The organism is Myroides guanonis, from assembly GCF_900114085.1.
GTDB lineage: Bacteria > Bacteroidota > Bacteroidia > Flavobacteriales > Flavobacteriaceae > Flavobacterium > Flavobacterium guanonis.
Map to the genome: position 1 here is coordinate 255961 of NZ_FORU01000002.1, position 25169 is coordinate 281129.

Genomic DNA, 25169 nt, shown 5'->3' on the forward strand with positions numbered 1-25169 from the left:
TGGTTATTCAAAGTTAAAACAGTTTAACCATTAGATTACGCTATTCCTTATATATTTATAAACACGGAAGAGTATAATCTGTGTATGACCAGAAGAAACTACATCAATCATACATATAGAACTTTACCCCTAAGCGATAAGGAAATAACAAAGCGCAACTAAAAACTAGAAAGCATACAACACAACACCTAGAACACCAAGACTAACAACAATCCACAAAAGCAATCCCATCAAAAAAGCCTTACCTCCAACCGACCGAATAGTTTCTAACGACAAACCAGTTCCTATTAAAAACAAAGTTACCACCAAAGCCCTTTTAGAAAAGAAAACAAGATAAGAGTACACCAACTCCCCTTGTGGAAAAAATGTACTTATCAACATAGCAAGAACAAAGAACCCTATGAAATAAGGAATATTAATCTTTTTTGAATCCCCCTTATGAATCAATACAGTAAAAACAGACAAAGGGATAATCCACAAAGCACGTCCTAATTTAATAGTAGTCGCCAACTGCAAAGCTTCTTCCCCATACTTTTGCGCTGCACCAACTACAGAACTTGTATCGTGAATAGCAATTGCACTCCATACACCAAATTGATGTTGTGTAAGATTTAAAGCATGTCCTACTACAGGAAACACAAGAAGTGCAACCGCATTTAGTATAAATACAGTACCTAAAGCTACAGACAATTGTTTTTCATCTGCATTCAAAACTGGTCCTACTGCCGCTATGGCACTTCCTCCACAAATAGCAGTTCCAGATGAAACCAAAAAAGCTGTTATATAAGGCACTTTTAACCATTTACCCAATATCCACCCTAACAACAAAGTGATAATTATTGAAAAAACTGTGAACAAAAAGCCTTCTTTACCTGATTCAACAACTGCATAAAAATTCATCCCAAATCCCAAACCTACAATCGCTGCCTTTAACAACCATTTAGATATTTTCTGACTTAAAGATTGAAAGGGATTTCCAATAACTAAAGCCAACAGAATCCCCATCACCAATGCTAAAGGAGTATCGACATAAGGAGTCAAGCAAAACAGAAATAAAATAATAAAAAGTATTTTTTTCAACACAGCCGTTACATTCAAGGTTTTACATTCATTAATTCCCAAATCTATAAAATTTGTTAATTTATAACAGTAACTAAAGTTACATTTCTTTGTAACTACTAAATAAGCTACATTAAATTTACCTCAAAACAATCTTTCAAATTCTCTTTGTAGCAAATGTTACTGTGGAGCCTAAATCAATTTCGTTCCTTTGCACTATAATATAAAACAAATTTACTATGAACTGGATGTATGAACCTTGGCCTTGGTATATAGGCGGAACACTAATAGCTCTTATAATGCTCCTATTATTATTGGCAGGTAAAAGCTTCGGCTTCTCTTCAAATCTAAGAACGATTTGTTCCATGGCAGGAGCAGGAAAAAACTGTGATTTTTTCTGCTTTGATTGGAAAGCACAAACATGGAATTTATTATTCCTTGTAGGAACCATACTAGGAGGCTTTATAGCAATGAACTTTTTAAGTACAGACTTAGCAGCAGTTCCTTTGGCTGAAAACACCATTACAAAACTAAACGAATTAGGTTTTGAAGGAGCGGGAAAAGAATATTTACCTTCTGAATTATTCAGCTTTGAATCATTTCAATCCCCAAAAACATTACTCTTGTTATTAATAGCAGGTCTATTAGTTGGCTTCGGTTCTCGCTATGCAGGTGGTTGCACATCAGGTCATGCAATATCAGGAATAAGCAACCTACAACTGCCTTCACTTTATGCCGTTATTGGATTTTTTATTGGCGGACTTATTATGGTTCATTTATTATTTCCTCTAATATTCTAAAACTTATTATACAAAATAATCATGAAAAAACTTATATATCTACTATTGGGAATTATATTCGGAATCACCATGTTTAAATCAGGCGCAGCCTCATGGTTTCGAATCTTTGAAATGTTTCATTTCGACTCCTTTCACATGTTTGGAATTATAGGAGTAGCAGTTACATTAGGCTTAATCATCACACAAATAATAAAAAGAAAAAACATAAAAGATTGGTCGGGAAACCCCATAATATTCCATCCAAAAGCCAAAGGTTTTTACCGCTATATGTTAGGTGGAATAATATTTGGATTAGGTTGGGCATTAGGTGGTGCTTGCCCAGGCCCGATGTTTGCTAATATTGGAGCAGGATTCTTACCTATGGCAGTAGTTATATTAGGGGCCATTGGAGGGACTTGGATTTATGGCTTATTAAAAGATAAACTACCTCATTAAAAATTGCCCTTCTCCACATTTAGCTTTATTTTAGCAAATACAAAATCAGGCACTATGACACAACACATCCAAGAAGCATACGGTTATATATTTGAACCTAAATTAATCGAGGATCTTTGTATAGTTGCTGCAGAACTTGATTTTAAAGAAGGAGACCAGCTTATCGAAATAGGTCAGTATATAAAGAAAATGCCACTACTATTAAATGGAGTTATCAAAATCATGCGAGAAGATCCAGATGAAGGAGAATTACTCCTTTATTTTATAGAGAAAGGGGACACTTGTGCCATGGCTCTAACGTGTTGTATGGGCTCTTCTAAAAGCGACATCAGAGCTATTGCAGAAACTGATGGAACCGTTCTAATGGTACCCATTGAAAAAATGGAAGAATGGATGACTAAATATCGCAGTTGGAGAAACTTTGTAATAAACAGTTACAATAATCGACTTAAAGAGATGCTTTTGGCCATTGACAACTTAGCATTTATGAAAATGGAAGATAGAATTTTGAATTATTTAAAAGAGAAATCCAAATTAGCAGCCAATAACACATTAAACATTACACACCAAGAAATTGCTAATGACCTAAACACCTCTAGAGTAGTAGTATCTAGAATCTTGAAAAAGTTGGAAAACGAAAAGCAAATAAAACTAAATCGAAAAAGTATAGATTTAGCGCTATAAATTCTCAAATCATACACAAACCACCCAATCCCATTTATGGATTTATTATCTTATTTAGGTTACACACTCGCATTATTAGTAGGAATTTCATTAGGATTAGTCGGCAGCGGAGGATCTATACTCACTGTTCCTATATTGGTTTATTTGATGAAAATTGAACCCTTCCTTGCAACTGCCTATTCACTCTTCATAGTGGGAAGCACAGCTGCTGTTGGGAGCATTAAAAATATTATTGACAAAACCATCAATTACAAGATCGTACTCATATTTGGAATTCCATCACTGCTAACCGTTTTTGCTACAAGAGCTTTTTTACTCCCTCTTATTCCAAATTCCTTCATCATAGGAGAATTTACAATAGCAAAAAGTTTAGCATTGATGATATTGTTTAGCATTGTAATGCTGGCTGCCTCTATTAAGATGATTAGACCAGCCTCGGCAGACATCAATACCCCTAAGAACCTCGAAATAAAAACCATCCCATTATTAATACAAAGTATACTTATTGGGCTTGTTGCTGGAACTGTAGGAGCTGGTGGAGGTTTTTTAATAGTACCCGCACTAGTTCTAGGTTCTAAAATCCCTATGAAAGAAGCAGTTGCTACTTCTTTAGCAATCGTAACAGTTCAATCCCTATTTGGTTTTTTAGGTGACTTAAGCCATCAAGAAGTAGACTGGAAATTGTTGCTAACATTTAGTATGATAGCAATTATTGGAATTTTTATCGGTATATTTTTGAGCAAAAAAATTGAAGATACTAAGCTAAAAACATATTTTGGCTGGTTTGTTTTAACAATGGCATGTTATATAATAACTGTAGAACTTTTGTTCTAAAAACATCTTAAATGTAACATAGATTACACACATCCTAAATTTATGTACTTATATTTACAAAAGAATATAAAAAATTAATGACTATGAAAATTGAACAAATTTATACCGGCTGTCTTGCACAGGGAGCCTATTATATTGAAAGTGAAGGAGAAGTAGCTATAATCGACCCCCTTAGAGAGGTTCAACCATATCTAGATAAAGCTACTGCAAATGGAGCTAAAATCAAGTATATATTCGAAACACACTTTCATGCAGATTTCGTAAGTGGCCATGTAACTTTATCTGAACTATCAGGAGCTCCGATTGTATTCGGACCTAATGCGAACCCCAACTTTTCTGCAATTATAGCAACAGATGGACAAGTCTTCAAGTTGGGTAAAATTACTATAACTGCATTACATACACCAGGACATACAATGGAAAGCACCACTTATCTTTTAAAAGATGAAAGTGGAAAAGATTATGCCATTTTTAGTGGTGACACACTATTTTTAGGAGATGTAGGACGTCCTGACTTAGCACAAAAAGCAGCCAGCATGACCCAAGAACAATTAGCAGCAACTTTGTTTCATAGCCTTAGAACTAAAATAATGCCTTTAGCAGATGATGTAATTGTATATCCTGCGCATGGCGCTGGTTCTGCATGTGGAAAGAATTTAAGTAAAGAAACTGTTGGGACAATTGGAAACCAAAAAGAGACCAACTATGCACTACGCGCGGATATGACAGAAGAAGAATTTGTAAAAGAAGTTACAGACGGACTATTACCACCTCCTGCCTATTTCCCAGCGAATGTAAAGCTAAACAAAGAAGGCTACCAGAACGTAGCAACAATCATAAGCGAAAACAAAGCATTATCTCCTAAAGAATTTCAAGAATTAGCAGAAGAAAGCGGCGCACTCTTATTAGACGTTCGATCTATAAATGAATTCGTTAACGGTCATGTTCCAGGATCTATATTTATAGGGTTAGATGGTCAATTTGCCCCATGGGTTGGTGCGCTAATCACAGATATACAACAGCCAATTCTAATTATCGCCCCTCAAGGTAGAGAAGAGGAAACTATTATTCGTCTAGCACGAGTGGGCTACGACAACACTTTAGGGTATTTAAACGGTGGTTTCGAAACTTGGAAGAAAGAAGGAATGGAAGTTGACACAGTACAACAAGTATCAGCAGAGACATTTGCAGAAAACATGAAAAACTCACCTTTAGCGGTATTTGATGTAAGAAAACCAGGAGAATACCAAGCTTCTCATTTAGAAGAAGCAATTCACACTCCATTGGACTTTTTAAATGATTCTATTGATAAATTTCCATCAGAAGAACCATATTACATCCATTGTGCAGGAGGATATCGATCTTTAATTGCTGCATCAATTCTCAAAGCAAGAGGTCATCACAATATGATTGATGTCGCTGGAGGTTTTGGGGCAATTAAAAAAACAGAACTAAAAACAACTGATTTCGTTTGTCCTTCAACTTTATAATTGAACCATGAATGATTTAGATACACTAATTGAAGGTGACAAACTTCTCTTACTTGATTTTTACTCAGAAGACTGTGGACCATGTAAAATGCTAACCCCAGAGCTAGAAAAAGTCGAAGAAAGTTTAGACAATTCTATCACTATTTTAAAAATTGATATAGGTAAAAATACAGCGCTGACAACAGAGTACAGTATCAAGTACCAAATGCGTGGTATACCTACATTAATGCTTTTTAAAAGAGGAAAGTTATTATGGAAACATTCTGGCTATATAAATAAAGAAACTATTCTCAATCACATAAAACAAAACGAGAGTAATTATTAAAATAAAAAGCCGTTTAACACAATGTTAAACGGCTTTTTATTTTAATACACTAAAGAACTTATAGGTTCTAAACTAACAAAATCATTATTCTCCCATTTAAATTGAGTGATTCTATTTTCACCAAAAGCAAATAAAATATCGTTGTAAATAATCACATCTTTGTATTTATAAGGCAATGCTCTAACAATAACAGGTTCTTCAGCGTTCTCTATGTTAAAAATCTTCAATTCATCATCACAAATAATCAGGTACTTTTCATACAAAGCCAAACCTCTTGGTTGAACTAAATTTCTCTGATGAACTAATTTCGGATTCGTTAACTTTGCAATATCATACACCTGCAAGACATTAATACTATTCCCGCAAACAGCATTTGAATGCAAAGTTACAAATGCATGCGAATTGTTTGCTACTACAGGATCACATGCCCTAAAATGCATAGATTCTGAAAGCTTTTTGGGATTTTCTGGATGATTAATATCATAAATATACATTCCTCTTTCTGAACCAATAAACAAATAATTATCCAGCCCAAATATAGTTTCAATATCAAAACCAATATCAACCCTTCCTACATTTGTAGGATTCGACGGATTACTTATCCAAAACACATTTAAAGAACGGTCATCAACAGAGTATAGATAATCCCCCTTAATAGCAAAAACCGCCAGAGAACCACCCGTTCCGTCTTGATTTCCTTGCCCACCAGTATCTCCTCCGCTATCACTTGAACATTGAATGCTAAAAAAGGAACCTACAACTAAACTAAATACTAATAAAATCTTTCTCATAAGCTTATTTTTTAACCCAATCAACAACTACTTTTTTGTCCGTCTTCATCCCATAAATAAATCCATCTGGTGATTTCTTAGTTGGAAATACGCTCTGTATTCTTTTCAAAACCTTCACCTCGCTCTTATTTGGGTCTACTTGTATGGCTACTAAATCCACTGCCTGATTTATATAGACAATATCATTCCTAATAGCCATATCTGTTGCTCCAGGAACCTCAATAAAACTTTTTAACACAGGAGTCTCGGGATTAGTATTGTCATAAACATGAAAACCTTTATTCAAATCAGATATAAAGATCCATTGCTTATAAACATAAATCTTACCTGCTTGCTCCATTGGATTTGAAACTCCAAATCGAATTGAATTATCAAAATTTGTACGATCCAATGTAATGGGTTCGTAATCAGAATCCCTTCCCCTTTCGTAATCATCACCCTCACAAGTCATTGAACATAAGGAAACTAAACATCCTAATAGAATAACTAAAAAACTTAATCGCCTCATAAGCACTTCTTTAAATTGATATATGATTTAAAACAACCTAGAAAACCCTAGTATTTGGGAATAAATATACGTTAAAAATAAATGCCAAAATAGTGTTAATAAAAATATATCCACATATAGTTAAAAAAATAAAAAAAGGCCATTCTTGAAAGAACAGCCTTTATATTATAAAGCAATTATAGTTTAAGACATGAATAACTTAAACTATAAATATTTTAATCATTCAGCTTTAACACAGCCATAAATGCCTCTTGTGGAATTTCCACATTACCAACTTGTCGCATACGTTTCTTACCAGCTTTTTGTTTCTCAAGTAATTTACGTTTACGAGATATATCCCCTCCATAACATTTGGCAGTAACATCTTTGCGCAAAGCCTTAACTGTCTCTCTAGCAATAACCTTAACACCTATCGCTGCTTGGATTGGAATATCAAACTGCTGTCTTGGTATTAGTTCTTTTAATTTCTCACACATTTTCTTACCAATGTGATGAGCATTATCAGCATGTATTAATGCAGAAAGCGCATCGACAACATGAGCATTTAACATCACATCGACTTTAACCAAATTAGAAGTACGCATACCTATAGGTGAATAATCAAATGAAGCATAGCCCTTAGACACCGTTTTTAGACGATCGTAGAAGTCAAAAACAATTTCAGCTAATGGCATGTCAAAAGTTAATTCAACGCGCTCAGGTGTCAAATATGTTTGATTTGTGATTATGCCACGTTTGTCAATACACAAGTTCATTACTTGACCCACAAAATCTGATTTTGTAATGATAGTTGCCTTAATATATGGCTCCTCCACTTTCTCTAATTGAGAAGGTTCAGGTAAATCAGAAGGATTATTTACAATAAGTGGGGTAGTTGGGTGCTTTCTAGTATAAGCTAAGTAGGAAACGTTTGGAACCGTTGTAATAACAGTCATATTAAACTCTCTCTCTAAACGCTCTTGAATAATTTCCATATGCAGCATTCCTAAGAAACCACAACGGAAACCAAAACCTAGTGCTGCAGAACTTTCTGCTGTAAATACCAAAGAAGCATCATTCAATTGCAACTTTTCCATAGAGTTTCTCAACTCCTCGTAATCCTCAGTATCTACAGGATAAATTCCCGCAAAAACCATAGGTTTCACATTTTCGAAACCAGCAATCATATTTTGAGTTGGAGTCTTAGCATCAGTTAGAGTATCTCCAACTTTTACTTCTTTTGCCTCTTTTATTCCAGAAATTAAATATCCAACATCACCAGCAGCAATCACTTGCTTAGGAACCTGATTCAACTTCAATGTACCAATTTCATCTGCAAAATATTCTTTTCCAGTAGCCATGAATTTGATTTTTTGTCCCTTCGTTATCTTTCCATTCAATACACGGAAAATAACTTCTATTCCTCTAAATGGATTATAAACAGAATCAAAAACCAAAGCCTGTAACGGTTCTTCAGGATCTCCTTTTGGAGCAGGAATACGTTCAATAATAGCAGCTAAAATATCTTCAACTCCAAGCCCTGTTTTTCCAGAAGCAGGAATAATATCTTCATAATCACATCCTAATAAATCTACAATATCATCACTAACCTCTTCAGGATTTGCACTTGGCAAATCTATTTTATTTAAAACAGGAATAATCTCTAAATCATTCTCTAATGCTAAATATAAATTAGAAATAGTCTGTGCTTGAATACTTTGCGCAGCATCTACAATTAATAATGCCCCTTCACAAGCTGCAATAGACCTAGAGACCTCGTAAGAAAAATCCACGTGTCCAGGAGTATCGATTAAGTTCAAGGTATATTTTTCGCCTTTATAAGTATAGTCCATTTGAATGGCGTGAGATTTAATGGTAATACCACGTTCTCTTTCCAAGTCCATACTATCCAAAAGCTGTGCTTGTTGTTCACGAGCTGTTACCGTCTGCGTAGCATCTAACAATCTATCTGCCAAGGTACTCTTACCATGGTCAATGTGAGCAATAATACAAAAGTTTCTAATATTCTTCATCGTCTTCAATATCAAGTTGTTTCTATTGCGCGCCTATCGAAAGTCTCCAATTGACTTTAAGAATTCACGCAATACAGCATGAGGTATTTATACTCTAAAACAAGAATTCGCTACCACATCCATAATATTGCAAATATAGTTCAAAAGTTTACATTTAATAAGACTTTTTTTACGACTCCCTCCAATAATTAATACAATTCAACAACAACCTGTAAAAATATTTTCTATCTTTAAAATCAATACCGTAATTGCAAACTAATCCGCAATACTTTAATGCCACAATCTAGTATGAGAACATCTTTCTGTCTGTTACTTTTAGTTACTACATTTTTCAGTTGCGCACAAAAGCAAAATGAATTAGAGACCACTTTTGTCTTCCCTGATTCACTGAAGGAAGTTTCGGGAATGGTTCGCAATCAAGATAAAAGTTTCTGGGTACTTCAAGACAGTGGAAATGCAAATGAAATATACAAAATTGATGAATCTGGAAAAGTTTTACATACTCTTCAGGTGGTCGATCAAACAAACAATGATTGGGAAGAATTAACTAGTGATAAAGAAGGAAATTTATATATAGGTGATTTCGGAAATAATAAAAACACCAGAAGGAATCTCCAAATCCTAAAAATAAACCATTCAGATTTAGACAAAACACAAGCTTCAACAAGTGAGATAATACATTTTACATACCCTGAACAAAAAGATTTCCCACCAGCAAAAACAGAACTACTATATGACTCCGAAGCTTTTATTCTTTATGAAGATAACTTTTATATTTTCACTAAAAACAGAAGTAAGGGATTCGATGGCACAAGCTTAATTTACAAAGTTCCAAACAGCCCCGGAAACCATGAAGCAATACTAGTAGATACTTTCAAAACTTGCAATAAATATTCATCTTGCGCCATAACAGCAGCAGCAATTAGCCCAGACCAAAAAACAATAATACTACTCTCTCACTCACAAATTTGGACATTGAATAATTTCTCAACTCAGAACTTCTTCAATAAAAATGAGCTACAGGTGCACTCGTTACATCACGATTCCCAAAAAGAATCCATAAGCTTTGGTGATAACAATACACTATACATAGCCGATGAATTCAAAAAAGGTATCGGCGGTAAAGTCTATAAAGTAGATTTAAAAAACCTAAGTAAAAATTAGAACCCAAACCCGAGACCGAAAACAAAACGTCCACCATCTTCACTCATGAAATAAGAAGCCTGGATAGTCATTGATTCTACAGCATTCAGCCACATACCTCCACCATAGGAATTATGCCATTTATTTGAATCCTCATCTGGATTCCAAACACGTCCATAATCAAAACCCACATAAGCCCCATAACTCATAGGAACAAGTCCTTCACGAATAGACCCGATGTTCCATCGAATATCTGAACGATTAACAAAAGCCGTCTTACCTGTAAATCGTTCCGGCCTAAATCCTCTCAACTCAGTATTACCACCCAAATTCGCCGCATGATAGAAATCGTATTGATTACCAAAACGCGTTTTATACTTAAAGTCGGACGCCCAAACAAAATTCTCATTTCTATCTATAGGATGATTAAAGCTCAATCCAATATCCATATAACCATGATTCATTTTTTGTTTTTCTAGATTTGTCTTCCATCCACCCTTAAAATGAAATCCAAAACCTAAAGTAGGATTAGATACAGAATTAAATCTTTCATAGCTATATTCCATTTGAACACCCCCATAATGCTGCGCTTTAAAAACATCTTCACTTACCACTCCGCTAATGGCAATAAATCGTCCCTCTGTTTTCTGAACCCTTAAACTTTCAAAAACACCATTGACCTCAAACTTCCCACCTAAATCTCCCTCATATCTAAATCCCGGCTCTACCCTATAAGACTCCATTCGAACTCGTTTGTAATCATCTCCCATTTCCTCATCAAAATAATGTGTTTCGTTTCCAAAGCCATAAAAGTTCTGAGAAAAATTAGGACTTGTTGTAGCAACCCCAAAAGTAAACATCCAATCATTCTTAGCTTGTGCAAAATATCCTTTATAAGCTATATCTACCCCTTTAGTTGCAAAAGAATAATTACCCTTAATAGTATGTTTAGAAGAAAACGGATCTTGAACAAATTTCGTTTTTATGATATTATAACTAAAGCCTATTTTTACCCCATCATCTGGATTATAACCGACATTAGGTAGTAAAGTAGATATCGAAATAGGTAGATTTCTGTAATCATAATTATTTAAATCATAACGATTACTAATTACTTTTTTTACCTTATTACCATTATGTAGGAAATCATTTTCTTTGCCCTCATAATCATACACTACTGTATTTTTAGGAGATGAAACATCGAAAACATCGTGATTTTTACCACCTATTAAACGCAACTTGATTCTTGATTTACCAGCTCCATCTACAATAAATTCATCTTGGTCATTCAAACCATAAACCCAAATTTCACGCGTATTATCAGGGCTAAAGATTCTCCTATATTGAAACTCTTTACCAGATTTTTTCATCCTATCATAGACAACCTCAACAGAACCATTTTCAAGTCGTGTTATTGAAAAGCGATCTTTCTTATCTGTACCTGCTAAAACGACATATTTTGACAGTTCCTTGTAATATTTAGATACGTAACCAGATAATTCATTTCGACGTTCTTTCAAAATTTCTATTATCTCACGCATCTCATCATCCTGAACTTCCTTTGGCAATTTTGAAAAAGAATCCTCGATAGCTTCATCAGTCAATTCACTTTCTAACAATTTTGCCATTGCAATCCAATCCTGTTCTGTTTTCATATTTAAAAACAGTTGATCCAAAGGAAAAGCTGTTTTATTAATCCATCTTGGATGCGCAAATTTTGGCTTAAAACTTTGCATATGTCGGAGAGGTGGCAACTTCTTAATTAAAGAAAGTAAGACACCATCAATCTTTGCGAAAGCCTGATCTCTATCTCTTGGAATTGGTTTATAAACAACCTTATCACCTTCCACAAACTCAGACCATCTCCATTGATCTGCATGTCTATCCCAGTCACCAATAATCATATCGAAAAGTCTTGCTTTTAAATACACATCTTCATCAACATTGTATTTCTCATCCTTTCTCAAGTTAGAAATCACATCGTCAGTGCTAACAATTACAGAAGCATTACCAAAACTTCTTTCATCCTCGTGTCCATCTGATGGTCTTTCTTCAATCATATACAACTCATCTCCATACTCTGAATTAAATCGCCCTAATCCAGGTTGTTTAGGAACATACCATAGAGAAGGATTGGTGTGGTACAAACCAACCTTTCCTGAAAGATCTCCAATTATAAAAGGGGTAAAAGGATGAGCCGTTGTATAAAAATCATATATAAATCGCTCTGCAAAAGTTCCTTGAAATGCTTTTTCCACATACTGATCTTTGAAAACAGCCGATTGAACAAAACGAGAAGCACTTTTACGAACACCTCTCATTACAAACTCAGTTCCTGATTTATCTTGCAATCTCAATGACAAAGACTGATTACCACCTCCTGATATAGTTGGTGAAAGCCCACCATTAACAACCGATAAATTCGCAATAGCCACTTCAATAGGTAAACCATAATACTTTCGATAATGTTCTCCCCATAAAAAGCGATAAAATCCTGATTTTTTTGTCCACTCTTGCGGATACACACTTGCTGTTGTTACTCCTACTTTAAGCGTCTCGTAAACATCTTTACTAATCATAACAGGTTTTATAATTTCACGACTAAAAAGCGTCTGTTCCTTCCCAGAATCAGTTCCGTAGAACTTAAGTAAAGCGCTTCCTTCTTTATAAACATCCAAAGTAGCATATCCCAATTCTCCAGAGCTAAAACTAATTGGCTGAATAGCTCTCGCCTCTTCTTCTTTTGAACCCGCTCCACTGATTATTTGCTTAACACCATCCTTTTCTAAATACTGTTGATTATGCTCATGCCCTGAAACAATCACGATATTATCATATCCTTGCACCAACGTACGCACCCTTTGCGCTAATTCAGAATATTTTTTATTCTGTATGTCTTGTGGACTTCCACCTGATGTTTTCCTAAGATAGTTAACCAGACTTCCCAAGATGGGAGCAGGAATATTTTTATAAGGAAAAATATGCTTCTTAAATGAAAAATACCCACCATGAGGTCCATTGCTATAAATAGGATGATGCATAGCAATCACCACAATTTTATTCTGATCTTTATTTATTAAACTCTTTAATTCCTCAAAGAAATCTTCTCTTGTTTTAATATCACAATCCTCATTGATATTCGGATGTTTATCCCAATTCTGTAAAAACCATTCACTATCAATTGTTATCAAAACAACATCATTATTTATTTTTAATCGCTCAATACCACAAATTTTACGAGGCAGAACTATCTTTTTATCTCCAGTCTTTTCAAATAAATAATCTGCTTGGCGCTTTACTCCTTCATACCCATTATACCAATCGTGATTTCCATTTATAAATACTGTTTTACCAGCAAATTCTTTAGCTAAGTCAATTTGAGTGTTAATCTTTTCTTCTGCCAAAGTACGGGACACATCTTCCTTGCTAGGCATTCCTTTAGGATAAATATTATCTCCCAAGAAAAGTAATGTAGTATTAGAATCTGCTCGCTGAATCCTTTCTTTAAATAGATTCAAAGTCCATTTCGATTTAGACTCATCTGCATTTCCGGCATCACCAATAAACAAAAAAGTATGGGAGATATTCAAATCTTTTTCCCTGACTGTATCTATAGCAACTTGAATATCATTGCCATATTCAGGAGAAAACGTTGCACAAGAATGCAAACTTAGCACTAAGACTATAAAAGAGAACATTCTATATTTTTTACCAAAGAAGCTTGAGTAGAGGAATAATTTCATATTTTTATAAAGTTCGCAATCGATAATACTATGACTATTTTACAAAAAGCTGAAAGTTATATTTTTCAGCTACACAAAGATACACCATTCCAACAACACGCTTACCATAATTACAACCACACTTTGCGGGTTATTAATGGTTTAAATGAATTAATTCTTGCAGAAAACATCTCACCAAATGATGCAGAGATGTTATTATTAGCAGGATGGTTCCACGATGCAGGTCATTATCATAATTGTGATTGTCATGAACAAAAAAGCAGTGAAATTGCTCAACAGTTTTTAAAAGAACAAAACTATCAATCGGACCAAATTGAACGCGTAGCTAATTTGATATTAGCCACTCAAATTGAACACGAACCACAAGACTTATTAGAAGCTTGTATAAAGGATGCTGATTTTATTCATTTTGCAGACCCTAACTACTATGAAATCTCCTTATTACTGAAAAAAGAAATCGAGTTCTCATGTCAACGAGAATTGACAGAACTTGATTGGAATATGAGTAACAAAGATTTCATGCTTAATAAGCATCGTTATTATACAAATTATGCGAAGAAACATTGGCATGTCAAAAAAGAGAAAAACCTTTTTGCAGTATTAGAACGAATCGACAAACTCGAGTCTTCTGATAATATTTCCAAACAAGAAATTAAAAAGAAAAAATTTGAAAAACTAGACCGACCAGACAGAGGAATAGATACCTTGTTTAGAGTGACCTTACAAAATCACACAGAACTTAGTGCCATAGCAGATAGCAAAGCAAACATTTTATTATCAGTAAACGCCATTATTATTTCTATATCACTTTCTGCACTTATACCGAAACTAGATAGCCCGAGTAATGCACATCTCATCTATCCCACTTTCATATTGTTACTATCTAGCGTTGCGTCGATCATTTTTGCGATTCTATCAACTAGACCAAAAATCACTTCGGGCACCTTCACTTCTCAAGATATGGAAAAAAGAAAAGTCAATTTATTGTTCTTCGGAAATTTCCACAAAGTTTCTTTAGAAGACTACACCAAAGCCATTCATCAAGTCATGAACAACAGAGAATATCTTTATGATTCCTTAGTTATGGATTTACATAGTTTAGGTCTAGTACTTAATCGAAAATATAAATTACTAAGAATCACCTATTCTATCTTCATGATTGGGATTTTAGTTTCCGTATTAGCCTTTATAATAGCTTTTAAAGGTAATGGGTTTTAAGATAATCTCTTATCAAACCAGAATAATCTAATGCATTAGAATTAAAATCAAGATTAACCCCAACTCGTATTCCAGTTAAACCAGAGACTCCTTGTAAATCTTCTACCTCCATAAAATCAATCGATGAAGACAACAACCCTTTATTTTGAAAATACGTAATATATTTCATATACTCTTCTTGGTCTGCTTGGTTAGCAAAAACCACAGCTATCTTATTAGGTTGAACCACTCGTTCCTCTGAATCTTTTATACAAGCTTTGTCCAACCTCTTTTTAATAACCTCATAGCGTGTATGATATGACCCATCAATATCAAATCGCTTTTCATCCATCCTAAAACGAATAGACAAGGCAGTATCATAAATTAATATCAAGGCAGTTAACTCCAAACTATTCGTTTCTTTGGAAGTATTTCGGCTATGCAATAACAACATCTCGGCGAACACTTGTAATTGCCACAATCTGAGATTTTGAAAATAGATGAAATCAAAAATCTGATTTGGTTCTATTGAAGCCCCTATATACATAGTATGTTCAATTCCATCCGATTTAAATCGTTCATAATAATGCGGAAATATACTTTGAGCATCTACTTGCCTGCCATCTAACACATCAACTAATTGCTTATTCAACTTACCTACCGCTTGATCAAAAACCTTTCTATTGTAATAATATGTTTGAAACTGTGGCTCTATTCTTTGAAAATAGATTTCCATAATCTTAGAGTCAAAAGCTGTTTTATTCTTTTCTAAAAATGGATGAATTTCATTTCGGATATATTCTTGTAAATTTTGTTCCAAACCAGTGTAAAAGTACTCTTGTAATTGTCTTTGAAAAGAGGTCAACTTTAAAATACGTTTCTCAAAAATCAATGTTTGCCCCATCCAATTTCCCTGCTTCAACAATTGTAACAACATAGACAATTGTTCATTTAAATCCTGAATCACAGCTCTATTCCTCAAAAAAGAAGACCCCTTAACATCCATCTCTCCATACAAAGGATACACCTGTTCAAAGACAATTTCCTTAATCAAATAATCTTTTTCAGAAATATTTTCAAAATAATTTCTCCTTGCTTCTTTTAAAAACTTCCAATAGACACTAGGATGTATAGTAGTATATTCTCGCTGGATAATTGCCTCTACCAAATTGTTTATTTCCGATTGAATGCGTTCAAAAGCATCCGTTATTATAGGCATAATAGAACCTAATTTCTGTGCATTCACAGAATGTAAGGCTCTTGGTGTATCAGAAACAATCTCTATAACCCCCTCAACTTTACCTTTCACTACGATGGGAGCCAATATACAACTCCCAATTCCAAACCTCTTCAGATTCTCGATCATCAATCGCTCATCAACCAACTCGGTTGCTACATTTACATCTGATACACTAAAATACTTTAATTCCTTGAACAAAGATTCATAAGCACATTTACAAAGAACAAAGCCACTACAATCCTCGTTCAGCGAATAACTTTTGAAACCCAAAAATTCACGAAACTCAATTTGCGATGTTTCATCCAAATCCAATGGCGTGAAACCTACCTTTAAATTTGGAAGCTTATAAACAGAACTAAAAATACGACTTAAAGAAGTTCCTACATCCAAAAATCCAAACTCCGATTTCAAGAGATTACTCTTTAAATTTGACAAAGCACTTTCGATAGTTACATCTACTAAACTAATAAGCCCAAAACCACTTAAGATCCAACTCTCCTGAGGGAATTTCTCCTGCCAAAGTTCTAAATTATCGTAACTATCCTCCAACTCTTGTATATCACTATCCGTAAGCATGATGGCATTCTCTGTGGGGTGCACCTCTGCAAAATCAGCATTATACAAAACACGATAATGCCTCATAAAACCTTTTGCATCGGGAATATCAACGAAAAAAGGTCTAGAAATATCAAAATTCTTTTTAAAATAATAATTCAGGATAATACAGCAGCTCGTAATATAGTATTGATGTTGATCAAAATCTCGAATCTCAAGCGCGAATTCAGTACCTGCTTCCTCTAATAACTTCTTAAAACGTTTGGAGTGATTAAAAATTAGATTTTGAAACGGCATAGAAACCGCCTTAATTTCATTATTAGACAAAGCATTTGGGAAAACAACTTCTAATAACTCTTCTATTGAATTTTGTTGTTTCTGTACCTCCTCAACAGTCGTCATTCCCTTCACAAGGGAAGATTTTGAATTGACATTCTCTAAAAGACTTCTTAAATAAATCCCACGATATCCATCTGGATTATCGTGAATTTCATTTTCGATGAATTCTATTAACTTCCAAAATGAAATTTGTATTTGAAAAGGACTATTCTCGAATGTATTCAACTGCATAATAAGTGTTTTTAATTTAAAAAAAAGTAAGCAGTTAGTATTACTTAGCTACTTTATTTTTCTTTGTATTACTGACATTATTTTGGGGAATAATACTATTCCACCCTTTTTCAGCACTCCACAATCTATAGCGAAGTTGATATCCTTCGGGTATATAAACAACTAGCGCTTGTTCCCCATTATACACTATAGAATTGCTCTTTAACCCGACAAATTGACTCTTCGTTTTCTCATTTGGACATTCATTCATAGCCTTTACAACTTGCCCTTTTGTTGAAGCGATAAAATATACAAAATTAGTATTCTTCACTTCATGTTCAGTCCATTCACCAATCAAAGAATAAGGATTGCACAAATCTGTTTCCATCTCGAATCCTACAGTAAATTCAACTCTATATTCCCCATTACCTTTTTTAATCACCGGTAAAATAACCTCTACCTTCTCCCAACCTTCTTGTGGTATTGGATATTGAATTTTTTTATCTTTTTCTTGAGCGACTAGCCCCATAGTTAACAGCAATGATAATATTGTCCACCTCTTAAAACCAGTATACCTTCCCATCTTTTTTGTATCAAATTTAACTCAGATTATATGATAGTCAAAATAACATGAAGAATTTCTATAAAAAACGAAACAAATAATTTTATCAGCAAACATTCATGGTTAAAAACTGTGCAACTATACTAGAACCAGACATCTTTTTTGTTAAGTGCATCTATACCCCATCTATAGAATCGACCATTTTTATAGATGGAGTATAGATAGGATATAGATTGAATATAAATTCACTCATCAGTTCGTTATAACATCAACATACCTCCAAAACCCCATTTCATCCCCAATTACTTTAAAAAAATAAAAAGTTGTACTTTTGCACCAAATTCAATCTACAATGATAAAGATAGGTCCAATTGAACTTCCTGACTACCCATTATTACTTGCACCAATGGAAGATGTGAGCGACCCACCATTTCGTCGTTTATGTAAAATGCATGGTGCAGACTTGATGTATTCAGAGTTCATTTCTTCCGAAGGATTGATTCGTGATGCTATGAAAAGCAAAATGAAATTAGACATCTTTGATTATGAACGCCCTGTAGGAATTCAAATTTTCGGAGGAGATGAAGAAGCAATGGCATTGTCAGCAAAAATTGTTGAAACCGTTCAGCCTGATTTAGTGGACATCAACTTTGGTTGTCCAGTCAAGAAAGTAGTGTGTAAAGGAGCAGGAGCAGGAGTACTGAAAGATATAGACATGATGGTTCGATTAACAAAAGCAGTGGTTAATAGCACCCACCTACCTGTTACAGTTAAAACACGTTTAGGATGGGATCACAACTCTATAAACATTGACGAAGTAGCCGAACGCCTACAAGATGTTGGAATTCACGCTTTAACTGTCCATGCAAGAACAAGAGAACAAATGTATAAAGGACATTCTGATTGGACACACATTGAACGTATTAAAAACAATCAGCGTATACACATCCCTATTTTTGGAAATGGAGATATAGACAGTCCTCAAAAAGCATTAGAATACAGAGATAAATTCGGATTAGACGGAATGATGATTGGAAGAGCCGCCATCGGTTACCCATGGATTTTTAACGAAATTAAGCACTTTTTCAAGACTGGAGAAGAACTAGCTCCGCCAACCATGAAAGATCGCTTAGATGCAGCTAAAAACCACCTTATATGGTCTATGGAATGGAAAGGAGAGCGCCTAGGGATTGTAGAAATGCGCAGACATTATACTAATTACTTTAAAGGTATTCACGGTTTTAAACCACACCGCATGAAATTAGTCACTACAGACGACCCTATTCAACTATTACAATTATTTGAAGAAATAGAAGAAACATATCAAAATTACGTAGCAGAATAACTTTTGCTACGTAATTTTATTATAAAAATACCTTCCACTTTTTAGGCTTTCTTTAAAGTACAGAAAATAAACTGCAAATGCTTTTCAGCCTCTTTATCTTCTATAACATTTCTAGTATTTGAAAGAGTGCGGACATGTAAAATAGGCACATAAAAAGTATTTTCATCCACCCAGAACATTTTATAACGTTCTGTTTCCCAAATAGTCCATTTCTCAATAGAAACATTTATACTTTCACCTAACTTCCCATTTTTCAAAGGAATCAACTGAACATTTGTCTCATCCATATACGGATCATATCCAATTGTCGCAAATCGTGTACCTTTAGGAGACAAGACAGGCATATCCAAGAAATTCCAATCGTTTTCTATTGAACAATCTTCTCTATCTATCATAATATAATTCCAAGCTTCATAGAGCCCAACATAGAAAACTTCTCTATTCAATTTCTCAAAGGTCCCTTTATATTCATAACGACTATAATCATCTGATTCCGAAATATTATCTTCTAACAATCTTTCACAAGAATCAAATTCAAGCTTATACACTTTGTTCTCTTGTACAAATTTTAACGTATCAGCTTTAAAAGCCGAAACATGCTGTTTAGAAGCTTTTTCAAATTCCTTTTTACTCAACCACCCCATGTCAAACAAGGTTGATGGATGTGTGTTATAATCAGTATTAGTAGTACTGTATAGCTCGTTGTCTTCAACTTTAACGAATGGATTCTTAGAAGCTTTACCTTTTGGAACGAACACCTTCTCCCAAGCAGTACGATTAATTTCTTTTCCTTCTTCAACAACATCTCTGCTAATACGTTCTCTTACAACAAGCCAATCTCCAGAAATTTCAAGAACATCTAATTCAATTCCTTTTCCGTATTTTCCTAACACCTTAGAATCTACACTCGGCCCCTGAAAATAAGGAACATCATCTTCAGAAACATAATACGTAGCAATCGGAGATTCCGCATCAAAATCGAGCAAAATTCCCCCTGGATTTAACTCCTTATACACTTCAACCTCTTCACCTACAATTGAAATGGGTTCTGATGACACAGTAGTAGCTTGGTCTTTACAACTACCAAAAAAGCCTATCGCAACAAGACAGACTAAGAAGACTTTGTACTTCTTCATAACAATAAATCTATTCGTATTTATAATCTTTAACTCCAGCATGGATTTCAGTATTCAAGAAATTTTCCTCAGGAGGAATAGGGCAAGAATATTTTGGATTATAAACACAGTAAGGATTATAAGCCAAATTAAAGTTTAATATCACTTTATCTCCTTGCGGTATTTCCATATCAATATACCTTCCTCCTCCATAAGTAGAAACTCCTGAAGTCAGATCTGTAAACGGTATAAATAAGTGATTTTTAAATTCGTCTTTTGATACTAATGCTAAATCTTGATATACATTTAATTTTAAATCTTTTCCATTCAAGAAGAAATGGATTTCACCGTACTTTCTATAAGTAGGCTTTCTATCCGTAGTAGTTAACATCTTAAATGGAATCTCATCGGGTGTAACAACCAATTCTGCCTCAATAATAAAACGTTCGTTAATTGGATACATTTCCAACCCTTTAAATTTTTTCAAAGCATCCGCGGGAAGTGGTGAGGTCGCCTTATTAGCAAATTCTTTATTCAACGATTTTTGAAAACGTTCTGTTTTTTCAACATCAGTAAGCGTTTGAGCACAAGCGACACTTAAAAACAAAAGCACTACAAGTGCTATATAGTTTCTCATTTCTATTCTTTTCGGTAAATATAAAGCAAAAAAGTTTGCCTATAAAAGCAAACTTTTTAAAATCATGTCCAACTATAAGTATATCTTTCGTTACTAACAAATTCAAGCAACCAGATAACTATTCATCTCCTATTTAAGGTGAGCACGTAACATCCATGCTTGTTTTTCATGTCCTTGCATAATCGCAATTAAGAAATCTGCAGTTCCATTGTCATTAGCATCTTCAATCCATTCAATATTTTCACGTATGTGAATAATAATTGATTCATGGTCTGCTTTCAATTCTTTAATATAACTAGTGCTATCATTTTTACCTTCCTTAGCCTCAGTTAGACGAGTTAACTCCAAGAAGCTCTTCAAAGTACCAGGAGCATAATGTCCAATTTGACGAATCCTTTCAGCTATTTCATCAATAACTCCCTCCAACTCTCCATATTGTTCTTCAAAAAACAAGTGCATTGCATGAAAATCACTCCCCTCAACATTCCAATGAGCGTTGCGTGTTTTCGTATATAAAATATGCTCATCTGCTAAAATCACAGACAAAAATTCAGCAATCCTTTGACGTGCCTCTTCTTTAATTCCAATTGATGTTTTCATAATGTGTGCTTTTTTTAATTCTCATAAAGATACGAATATCTCAATACAGTTCATAAAAAAACCCTACATAAAGTAGGGTTCTTAATTCTAATTTAACTATTTCAACTTTGCTTTTTCTAAAGTTTCGTTGATGCCTTCTTTAGCATCTTTAGCCGCTCCTTTAGCTGCTTCTTTTACTTCTTTTCCTGCTTCTTTAACATCAGATTTCACATCTTCTAATTTCGAATCAGCTTCACTCTTTAACTCTTCTGCTTTTCGACTAGCTTCTGCTTTCACATCTTCATAGCTATCTTTTAACTCTGCCCCTGCATTTTGAGCATTCGTTCTAGCTGTCTCCCAAGCTGTTTTAGCCTCATCTGCTGCTTTTTGAGCTGCATTTCTAGCATTCTCATCTCCACTTGCTATTGCTTCATCTAATTTCTTCTTAGCATCATGATACTTAACTTCAGCATCACTTGCCAATTGAGTAAGCTCTGCTTTAGCTTCTTCCATCATTTCTGTACCCTCTTCTACTGGTGCAGCTTTATCTTGCTTACAAGAAGTTGCGAATAACATTCCACAAGCAGCAACGGTTAACATTAATTTTCTCATAGTATTTGTTTTTTAATTATACAATCAAAATTACAAAAAAAGTAGTTAAAAACACAAAATATTGGTTTTTTAACAAAATTAACGCTTATTCTTTTTAACTATCTATAATTCAAAGGTCCATAAGATCTTATATATCTACTAATAACAGATTTTCTTTTAGAAACATAAGGTCCAGACTTCACTGGATTATATCTTCGTGGACTTGGCAAGATAGCAGCAATACCAGCTGCCTCATTCACAGTGAGTTTAGACGCATCCTTATGATACCAAAACTGGGAGGCTGCTTGAGCTCCATAGACCCCATCTCCCATCTCGATGCTATTCAAATAAACCTCCATAATACGCTCTTTTGACCATAAAAGCTCAATTAAAACTGTAAAATAAGCTTCTAGTCCTTTTCTTACATAACTCCTTCCTTGCCATAAGAATACGTTCTTTGCAGTTTGTTGAGAAATTGTGCTCCCTCCTTTTATACGTTTTCCTTTTTGATTATTCTCGTAAGCCTTCTTAATAGCAGTTAAATCAAATCCATTATGTGAAAGAAAATGACCATCCTCACTGACTATTACAGCCTTTTGAAGATTAGGATTTATCTTTTCTAACGACACCCAATCATGCTTCATCCTAACACTTTTCCCATCTATCAACATTTCTGCAGAACGAAAAAGCATCAAAGGAGTAACGGGTACAGGTACAAATTTGAACAACAATACAGAACCTATAGACAGGATTAAAAAACCTAATAAGATTTTAAACAAAAAACGAAATAGCCTTCTAAACATAGTAAGATTTTAAAAGCGAAAATACTAAAAAACCTTTTAGAAAATAAAAAAGGCGGTTGAACATTACAACCGCCTTTAATTTTTAATCCTCTTGTTTCTTTCGCTTCATCAACTTTAACACAATCGGTAAAGTTGTTACCGCTACTAAGAACAATATAATGTATTCAATATAGTCCTTCAAATCTACACCAAAACTCTCTAACAAATATACTTGTAAGTAGTGTCCTGCAAAAATTAATGTAGTTGCCCACAAAAAAGAACTAACAATATTATAGAACATAAATCTTTTAAATTCCATGTGAACAATACCTGCAATAATAGGTGCAAACGTTCTTACAACTGGTAAAAAACGCGCAAATATAATAGCACGTCCTCCATGTCTTTCAAAAAACACTTTAGACTCGTATAAATACTTTTTCTTAAATATAAAATTATCCTTTTTATTATAGAGATAATTACCACTTTTGGCGCCAAACCAATAACCAAATAAGTTCCCTAGTATTCCTGCTAAAGCTACAAAAGTCGCTAGTAGTGCTACATTTACAAAATCACTTTCAATTGTAAAAAGTTCTTTCATCAAGGCTGTACTGTAAATACCAGAAAGAAATAACAAACTGTCACCCGGTAAGAAAAAACCTGCAAATAAACCTGTCTCTGCAAATACAATAAATAATACTACATAGATTCCTATGTGATGACCAGCAATTTCTAAGTTAATATAGAATTCTGGGTTAATCAGTTGGGAAATGTGAAACTCTTCCATTATGAATTTTGTTGTGAAATATTTGTGTTCTCGTTAGTAGACTCCCATTTATCTATAGAAGCCGTTGATAAAGCGTTACCTAAAACATTAGTAACACTTCTACCCATATCACAGAAATGATCAATAGGTAATATTAGTGCGATTCCCTCTGGAGGTATTCCAAACATACTACATGTTGCAACAACTACAATTAAGGAAGCTCTCGGCACACCTGCCACACCCTTACTTGTAAGCATTAATACCAATAACATAGTTAATTGCTTTTCAATAGGCATATCTATACCATAAACCTGAGCAATGAACAAACTAGCAAAGGTCATATACATCATACTTCCGTCTAGGTTGAAAGAATATCCCAATGGTAAGGTGAAAGAAACAATTTTTGGTTGACAACCAAATTTCTCCAATTCCTCAACAAGCTTTGGAAAAACGGCCTCACTACTCGTCGTTGAAAAAGCAATCAATAGCGGTGCTTTAATACGCTGCAATAACACCCAAAGTCTTTTTCCTAAAATAATATATCCTACTATTAGCAATAAAGCCCACAATACGATAAGACCTACCAGGAAAGCTAACAAGTAATGCGCATATAAAGAAAAAATTTGAAAACCATATGTAGCTACAGAAGCCGCTATAGCACCTAATACCCCTAAAGGAGCTGTCCACATTACATATCCAACCATCTTCAAAACCACAGTAGAAATACGCTCAAACAATTGCACTAAAGACTCCCCTTGTTTACCGATGCTAGCAAGTGCTACACCAAAGAAAATAGAAAAGACTACAATTTGTAAAATTTCATTATGAGCAAACGCTTCAAATATACTCTTCGGAACAATATGACTCACAAACATTTCTAAAGAAAACTCAGAAGTCTGCTCCAATAATTTTGTAGCGTTCCCTTCATGCTCAGCTAGGTTTATATCTGTTTTAGTTCCAGGAGAAAACCAGTTAACTAAAAACATACCTATTAACAACGAAGATAATGATGCTGTAATAAACCAGCCCATAGCTTTTGCGCCAATACGCCCCACCATTTTCATATCTCCCATCTTGGCAATTCCTGCAACTAGTGTACAGAAAACCAACGGAGCTATAATCATTTGAACCAGTCTAATAAAAACAGTTCCTAGTAAATTAATGTTCTTTGAAAACGATTCAATTTTAGAAGGATATTGATAATGAACTAAAGCACCCAATACCACCCCTAGAATTAAAGCAAGGAGTATCGCGATAAATAATTTATTATTGCTTTTCACAATACATATTTTTTTGTGGCGTGAAAATAAGATAATTTTTAAACTAAAAATGCTTTTTAATTAAAAAATAACATTCTTCAATAAGTATACAATCATTGCTTAGAGGAATCAAACTAACCTTTTCATGCTTTTAATAAAAAAGCCTAAATT

23 protein-coding genes are annotated in these 25169 nt (G+C 34.2%); 9 read left to right on the forward strand and 14 right to left on the reverse strand.

What is annotated here, in order from left to right:
* Positions 1–165: 165 nt before the first annotated feature.
* The gene (locus tag BM024_RS03165) at positions 166–1122 is read right to left on the reverse strand and encodes a YeiH family protein (RefSeq protein ID WP_245753851.1); all 957 of its coding nucleotides are present in this window, start codon (positions 1120–1122) and stop codon (positions 166–168) included.
* A 176-nt stretch (positions 1123–1298) separates the two neighbouring features.
* Here BM024_RS03165 and BM024_RS03170 point away from each other — a divergent pair, with 176 nt between their 5' ends.
* From BM024_RS03170 to BM024_RS03195, 6 genes are all read left to right on the forward strand, one after another.
* Complete coding sequence (locus tag BM024_RS03170; protein WP_090678001.1) at positions 1299–1859, forward strand: YeeE/YedE family protein; 561 nt, start codon at positions 1299–1301, stop codon at positions 1857–1859.
* 21 nt (positions 1860–1880) lie between these two features.
* Complete coding sequence (locus BM024_RS03175) at positions 1881–2294, forward strand: DUF6691 family protein (protein WP_090678002.1); 414 nt, start codon at positions 1881–1883, stop codon at positions 2292–2294.
* Positions 2295–2348: 54 nt separating this feature from the next.
* Positions 2349–2978: a Crp/Fnr family transcriptional regulator gene (locus BM024_RS03180; protein WP_090678003.1), complete on the forward strand. Its 630-nt coding sequence runs from the start codon at positions 2349–2351 to the stop codon at positions 2976–2978.
* 36 nt (positions 2979–3014) lie between these two features.
* A complete protein-coding gene (locus tag BM024_RS03185) occupies positions 3015–3812 on the forward strand; it encodes a sulfite exporter TauE/SafE family protein (protein WP_090678004.1) in 798 nt (265 codons plus the stop codon).
* Positions 3813–3895: 83 nt separating this feature from the next.
* Complete coding sequence (locus BM024_RS03190) at positions 3896–5302, forward strand: MBL fold metallo-hydrolase (protein WP_090678097.1); 1407 nt, start codon at positions 3896–3898, stop codon at positions 5300–5302.
* A gap of 7 nt (positions 5303–5309) precedes the next feature.
* Positions 5310–5627: a thioredoxin family protein gene (locus tag BM024_RS03195; protein WP_090678005.1), complete on the forward strand. Its 318-nt coding sequence runs from the start codon at positions 5310–5312 to the stop codon at positions 5625–5627.
* Between the two features lie 41 nt (positions 5628–5668).
* Here BM024_RS03195 and BM024_RS03200 read toward each other — a convergent pair whose 3' ends face one another.
* The 3 genes from BM024_RS03200 to lepA form a co-directional block, all read right to left on the reverse strand.
* Entirely contained in the window at positions 5669–6418 is a 750-nt protein-coding gene (locus BM024_RS03200) for an LVIVD repeat-containing protein (RefSeq protein ID WP_090678098.1), read from the reverse strand.
* A gap of 4 nt (positions 6419–6422) precedes the next feature.
* Complete coding sequence (locus BM024_RS03205) at positions 6423–6926, reverse strand: hypothetical protein (protein ID WP_143077711.1); 504 nt, start codon at positions 6924–6926, stop codon at positions 6423–6425.
* 215 nt (positions 6927–7141) lie between these two features.
* On the reverse strand, positions 7142–8938 hold the full coding sequence (gene lepA / locus BM024_RS03210; RefSeq protein ID WP_090678007.1) for a translation elongation factor 4: 1797 nt from the start codon (positions 8936–8938) through the stop codon (positions 7142–7144).
* A 288-nt stretch (positions 8939–9226) separates the two neighbouring features.
* On the opposite strand from lepA, the gene BM024_RS03215 reads away from it, so the two are divergent.
* Positions 9227–10102, forward strand: a complete 876-nt coding sequence (locus tag BM024_RS03215) for a hypothetical protein (RefSeq protein ID WP_090678099.1) — start codon at positions 9227–9229, stop codon at positions 10100–10102.
* Here BM024_RS03215 and BM024_RS03220 read toward each other — a convergent pair.
* Positions 10099–13824, reverse strand: a complete 3726-nt coding sequence (locus BM024_RS03220; RefSeq protein ID WP_090678008.1) for a metallophosphoesterase — start codon at positions 13822–13824, stop codon at positions 10099–10101. The genes BM024_RS03215 and BM024_RS03220 overlap by 4 nt on opposite strands.
* 30 nt (positions 13825–13854) lie before the next feature.
* Here BM024_RS03220 and BM024_RS03225 point away from each other — a divergent pair, with 30 nt between their 5' ends.
* On the forward strand, positions 13855–15042 hold the full coding sequence (locus BM024_RS03225; protein ID WP_090678009.1) for a Pycsar system effector family protein: 1188 nt from the start codon (positions 13855–13857) through the stop codon (positions 15040–15042).
* Here the strand turns inward: BM024_RS03225 and BM024_RS03230 are convergent.
* Positions 15023–17386 carry a GAF domain-containing protein gene (locus BM024_RS03230; RefSeq protein WP_090678010.1) on the reverse strand — a complete coding sequence of 788 codons (2364 nt, stop codon included), beginning with the start codon at positions 17384–17386 and terminating at the stop codon, positions 15023–15025. The genes BM024_RS03225 and BM024_RS03230 overlap by 20 nt on opposite strands.
* A gap of 40 nt (positions 17387–17426) precedes the next feature.
* On the reverse strand, positions 17427–17948 hold the full coding sequence (locus BM024_RS03235) for an ecotin family protein (RefSeq protein WP_090678011.1): 522 nt from the start codon (positions 17946–17948) through the stop codon (positions 17427–17429).
* Positions 17949–18279: 331 nt separating this feature from the next.
* On the opposite strand from BM024_RS03235, the gene dusB reads away from it, so the two are divergent.
* A complete protein-coding gene (dusB, locus tag BM024_RS03240) occupies positions 18280–19272 on the forward strand; it encodes a tRNA dihydrouridine synthase DusB (RefSeq protein ID WP_090678012.1) in 993 nt (330 codons plus the stop codon).
* Positions 19273–19313: 41 nt separating this feature from the next.
* On the opposite strand, the gene BM024_RS03245 is transcribed toward dusB, so the two are convergent.
* The 7 genes from BM024_RS03245 to BM024_RS03275 form a co-directional block, all read right to left on the reverse strand.
* The gene (locus BM024_RS03245; protein ID WP_090678013.1) at positions 19314–20408 is read right to left on the reverse strand and encodes an SH3 domain-containing protein; all 1095 of its coding nucleotides are present in this window, start codon (positions 20406–20408) and stop codon (positions 19314–19316) included.
* 10 nt (positions 20409–20418) lie between these two features.
* Positions 20419–21024 (reverse strand): DUF1684 domain-containing protein, encoded by a 606-nt coding sequence (locus BM024_RS03250; protein WP_090678014.1) that lies wholly within the window; start codon positions 21022–21024, stop codon positions 20419–20421.
* Between the two features lie 129 nt (positions 21025–21153).
* Positions 21154–21624, reverse strand: coding sequence for a Dps family protein (locus BM024_RS03255; protein ID WP_090678015.1), 471 nt, complete (start codon positions 21622–21624; stop codon positions 21154–21156).
* A gap of 96 nt (positions 21625–21720) precedes the next feature.
* Positions 21721–22215, reverse strand: coding sequence for a hypothetical protein (locus BM024_RS03260; protein ID WP_090678016.1), 495 nt, complete (start codon positions 22213–22215; stop codon positions 21721–21723).
* 98 nt (positions 22216–22313) lie between these two features.
* Positions 22314–22997, reverse strand: a complete 684-nt coding sequence (gene mtgA / locus BM024_RS03265) for a monofunctional biosynthetic peptidoglycan transglycosylase (RefSeq protein WP_090678017.1) — start codon at positions 22995–22997, stop codon at positions 22314–22316.
* An 82-nt stretch (positions 22998–23079) separates the two neighbouring features.
* On the reverse strand, positions 23080–23760 hold the full coding sequence (locus tag BM024_RS03270; RefSeq protein ID WP_090678018.1) for a DedA family protein: 681 nt from the start codon (positions 23758–23760) through the stop codon (positions 23080–23082).
* Complete coding sequence (locus BM024_RS03275) at positions 23760–25019, reverse strand: dicarboxylate/amino acid:cation symporter (RefSeq protein ID WP_090678019.1); 1260 nt, start codon at positions 25017–25019, stop codon at positions 23760–23762. The genes BM024_RS03270 and BM024_RS03275 overlap by 1 nt, the downstream gene beginning before the upstream one ends.
* Positions 25020–25169: the final 150 nt, after the last annotated feature.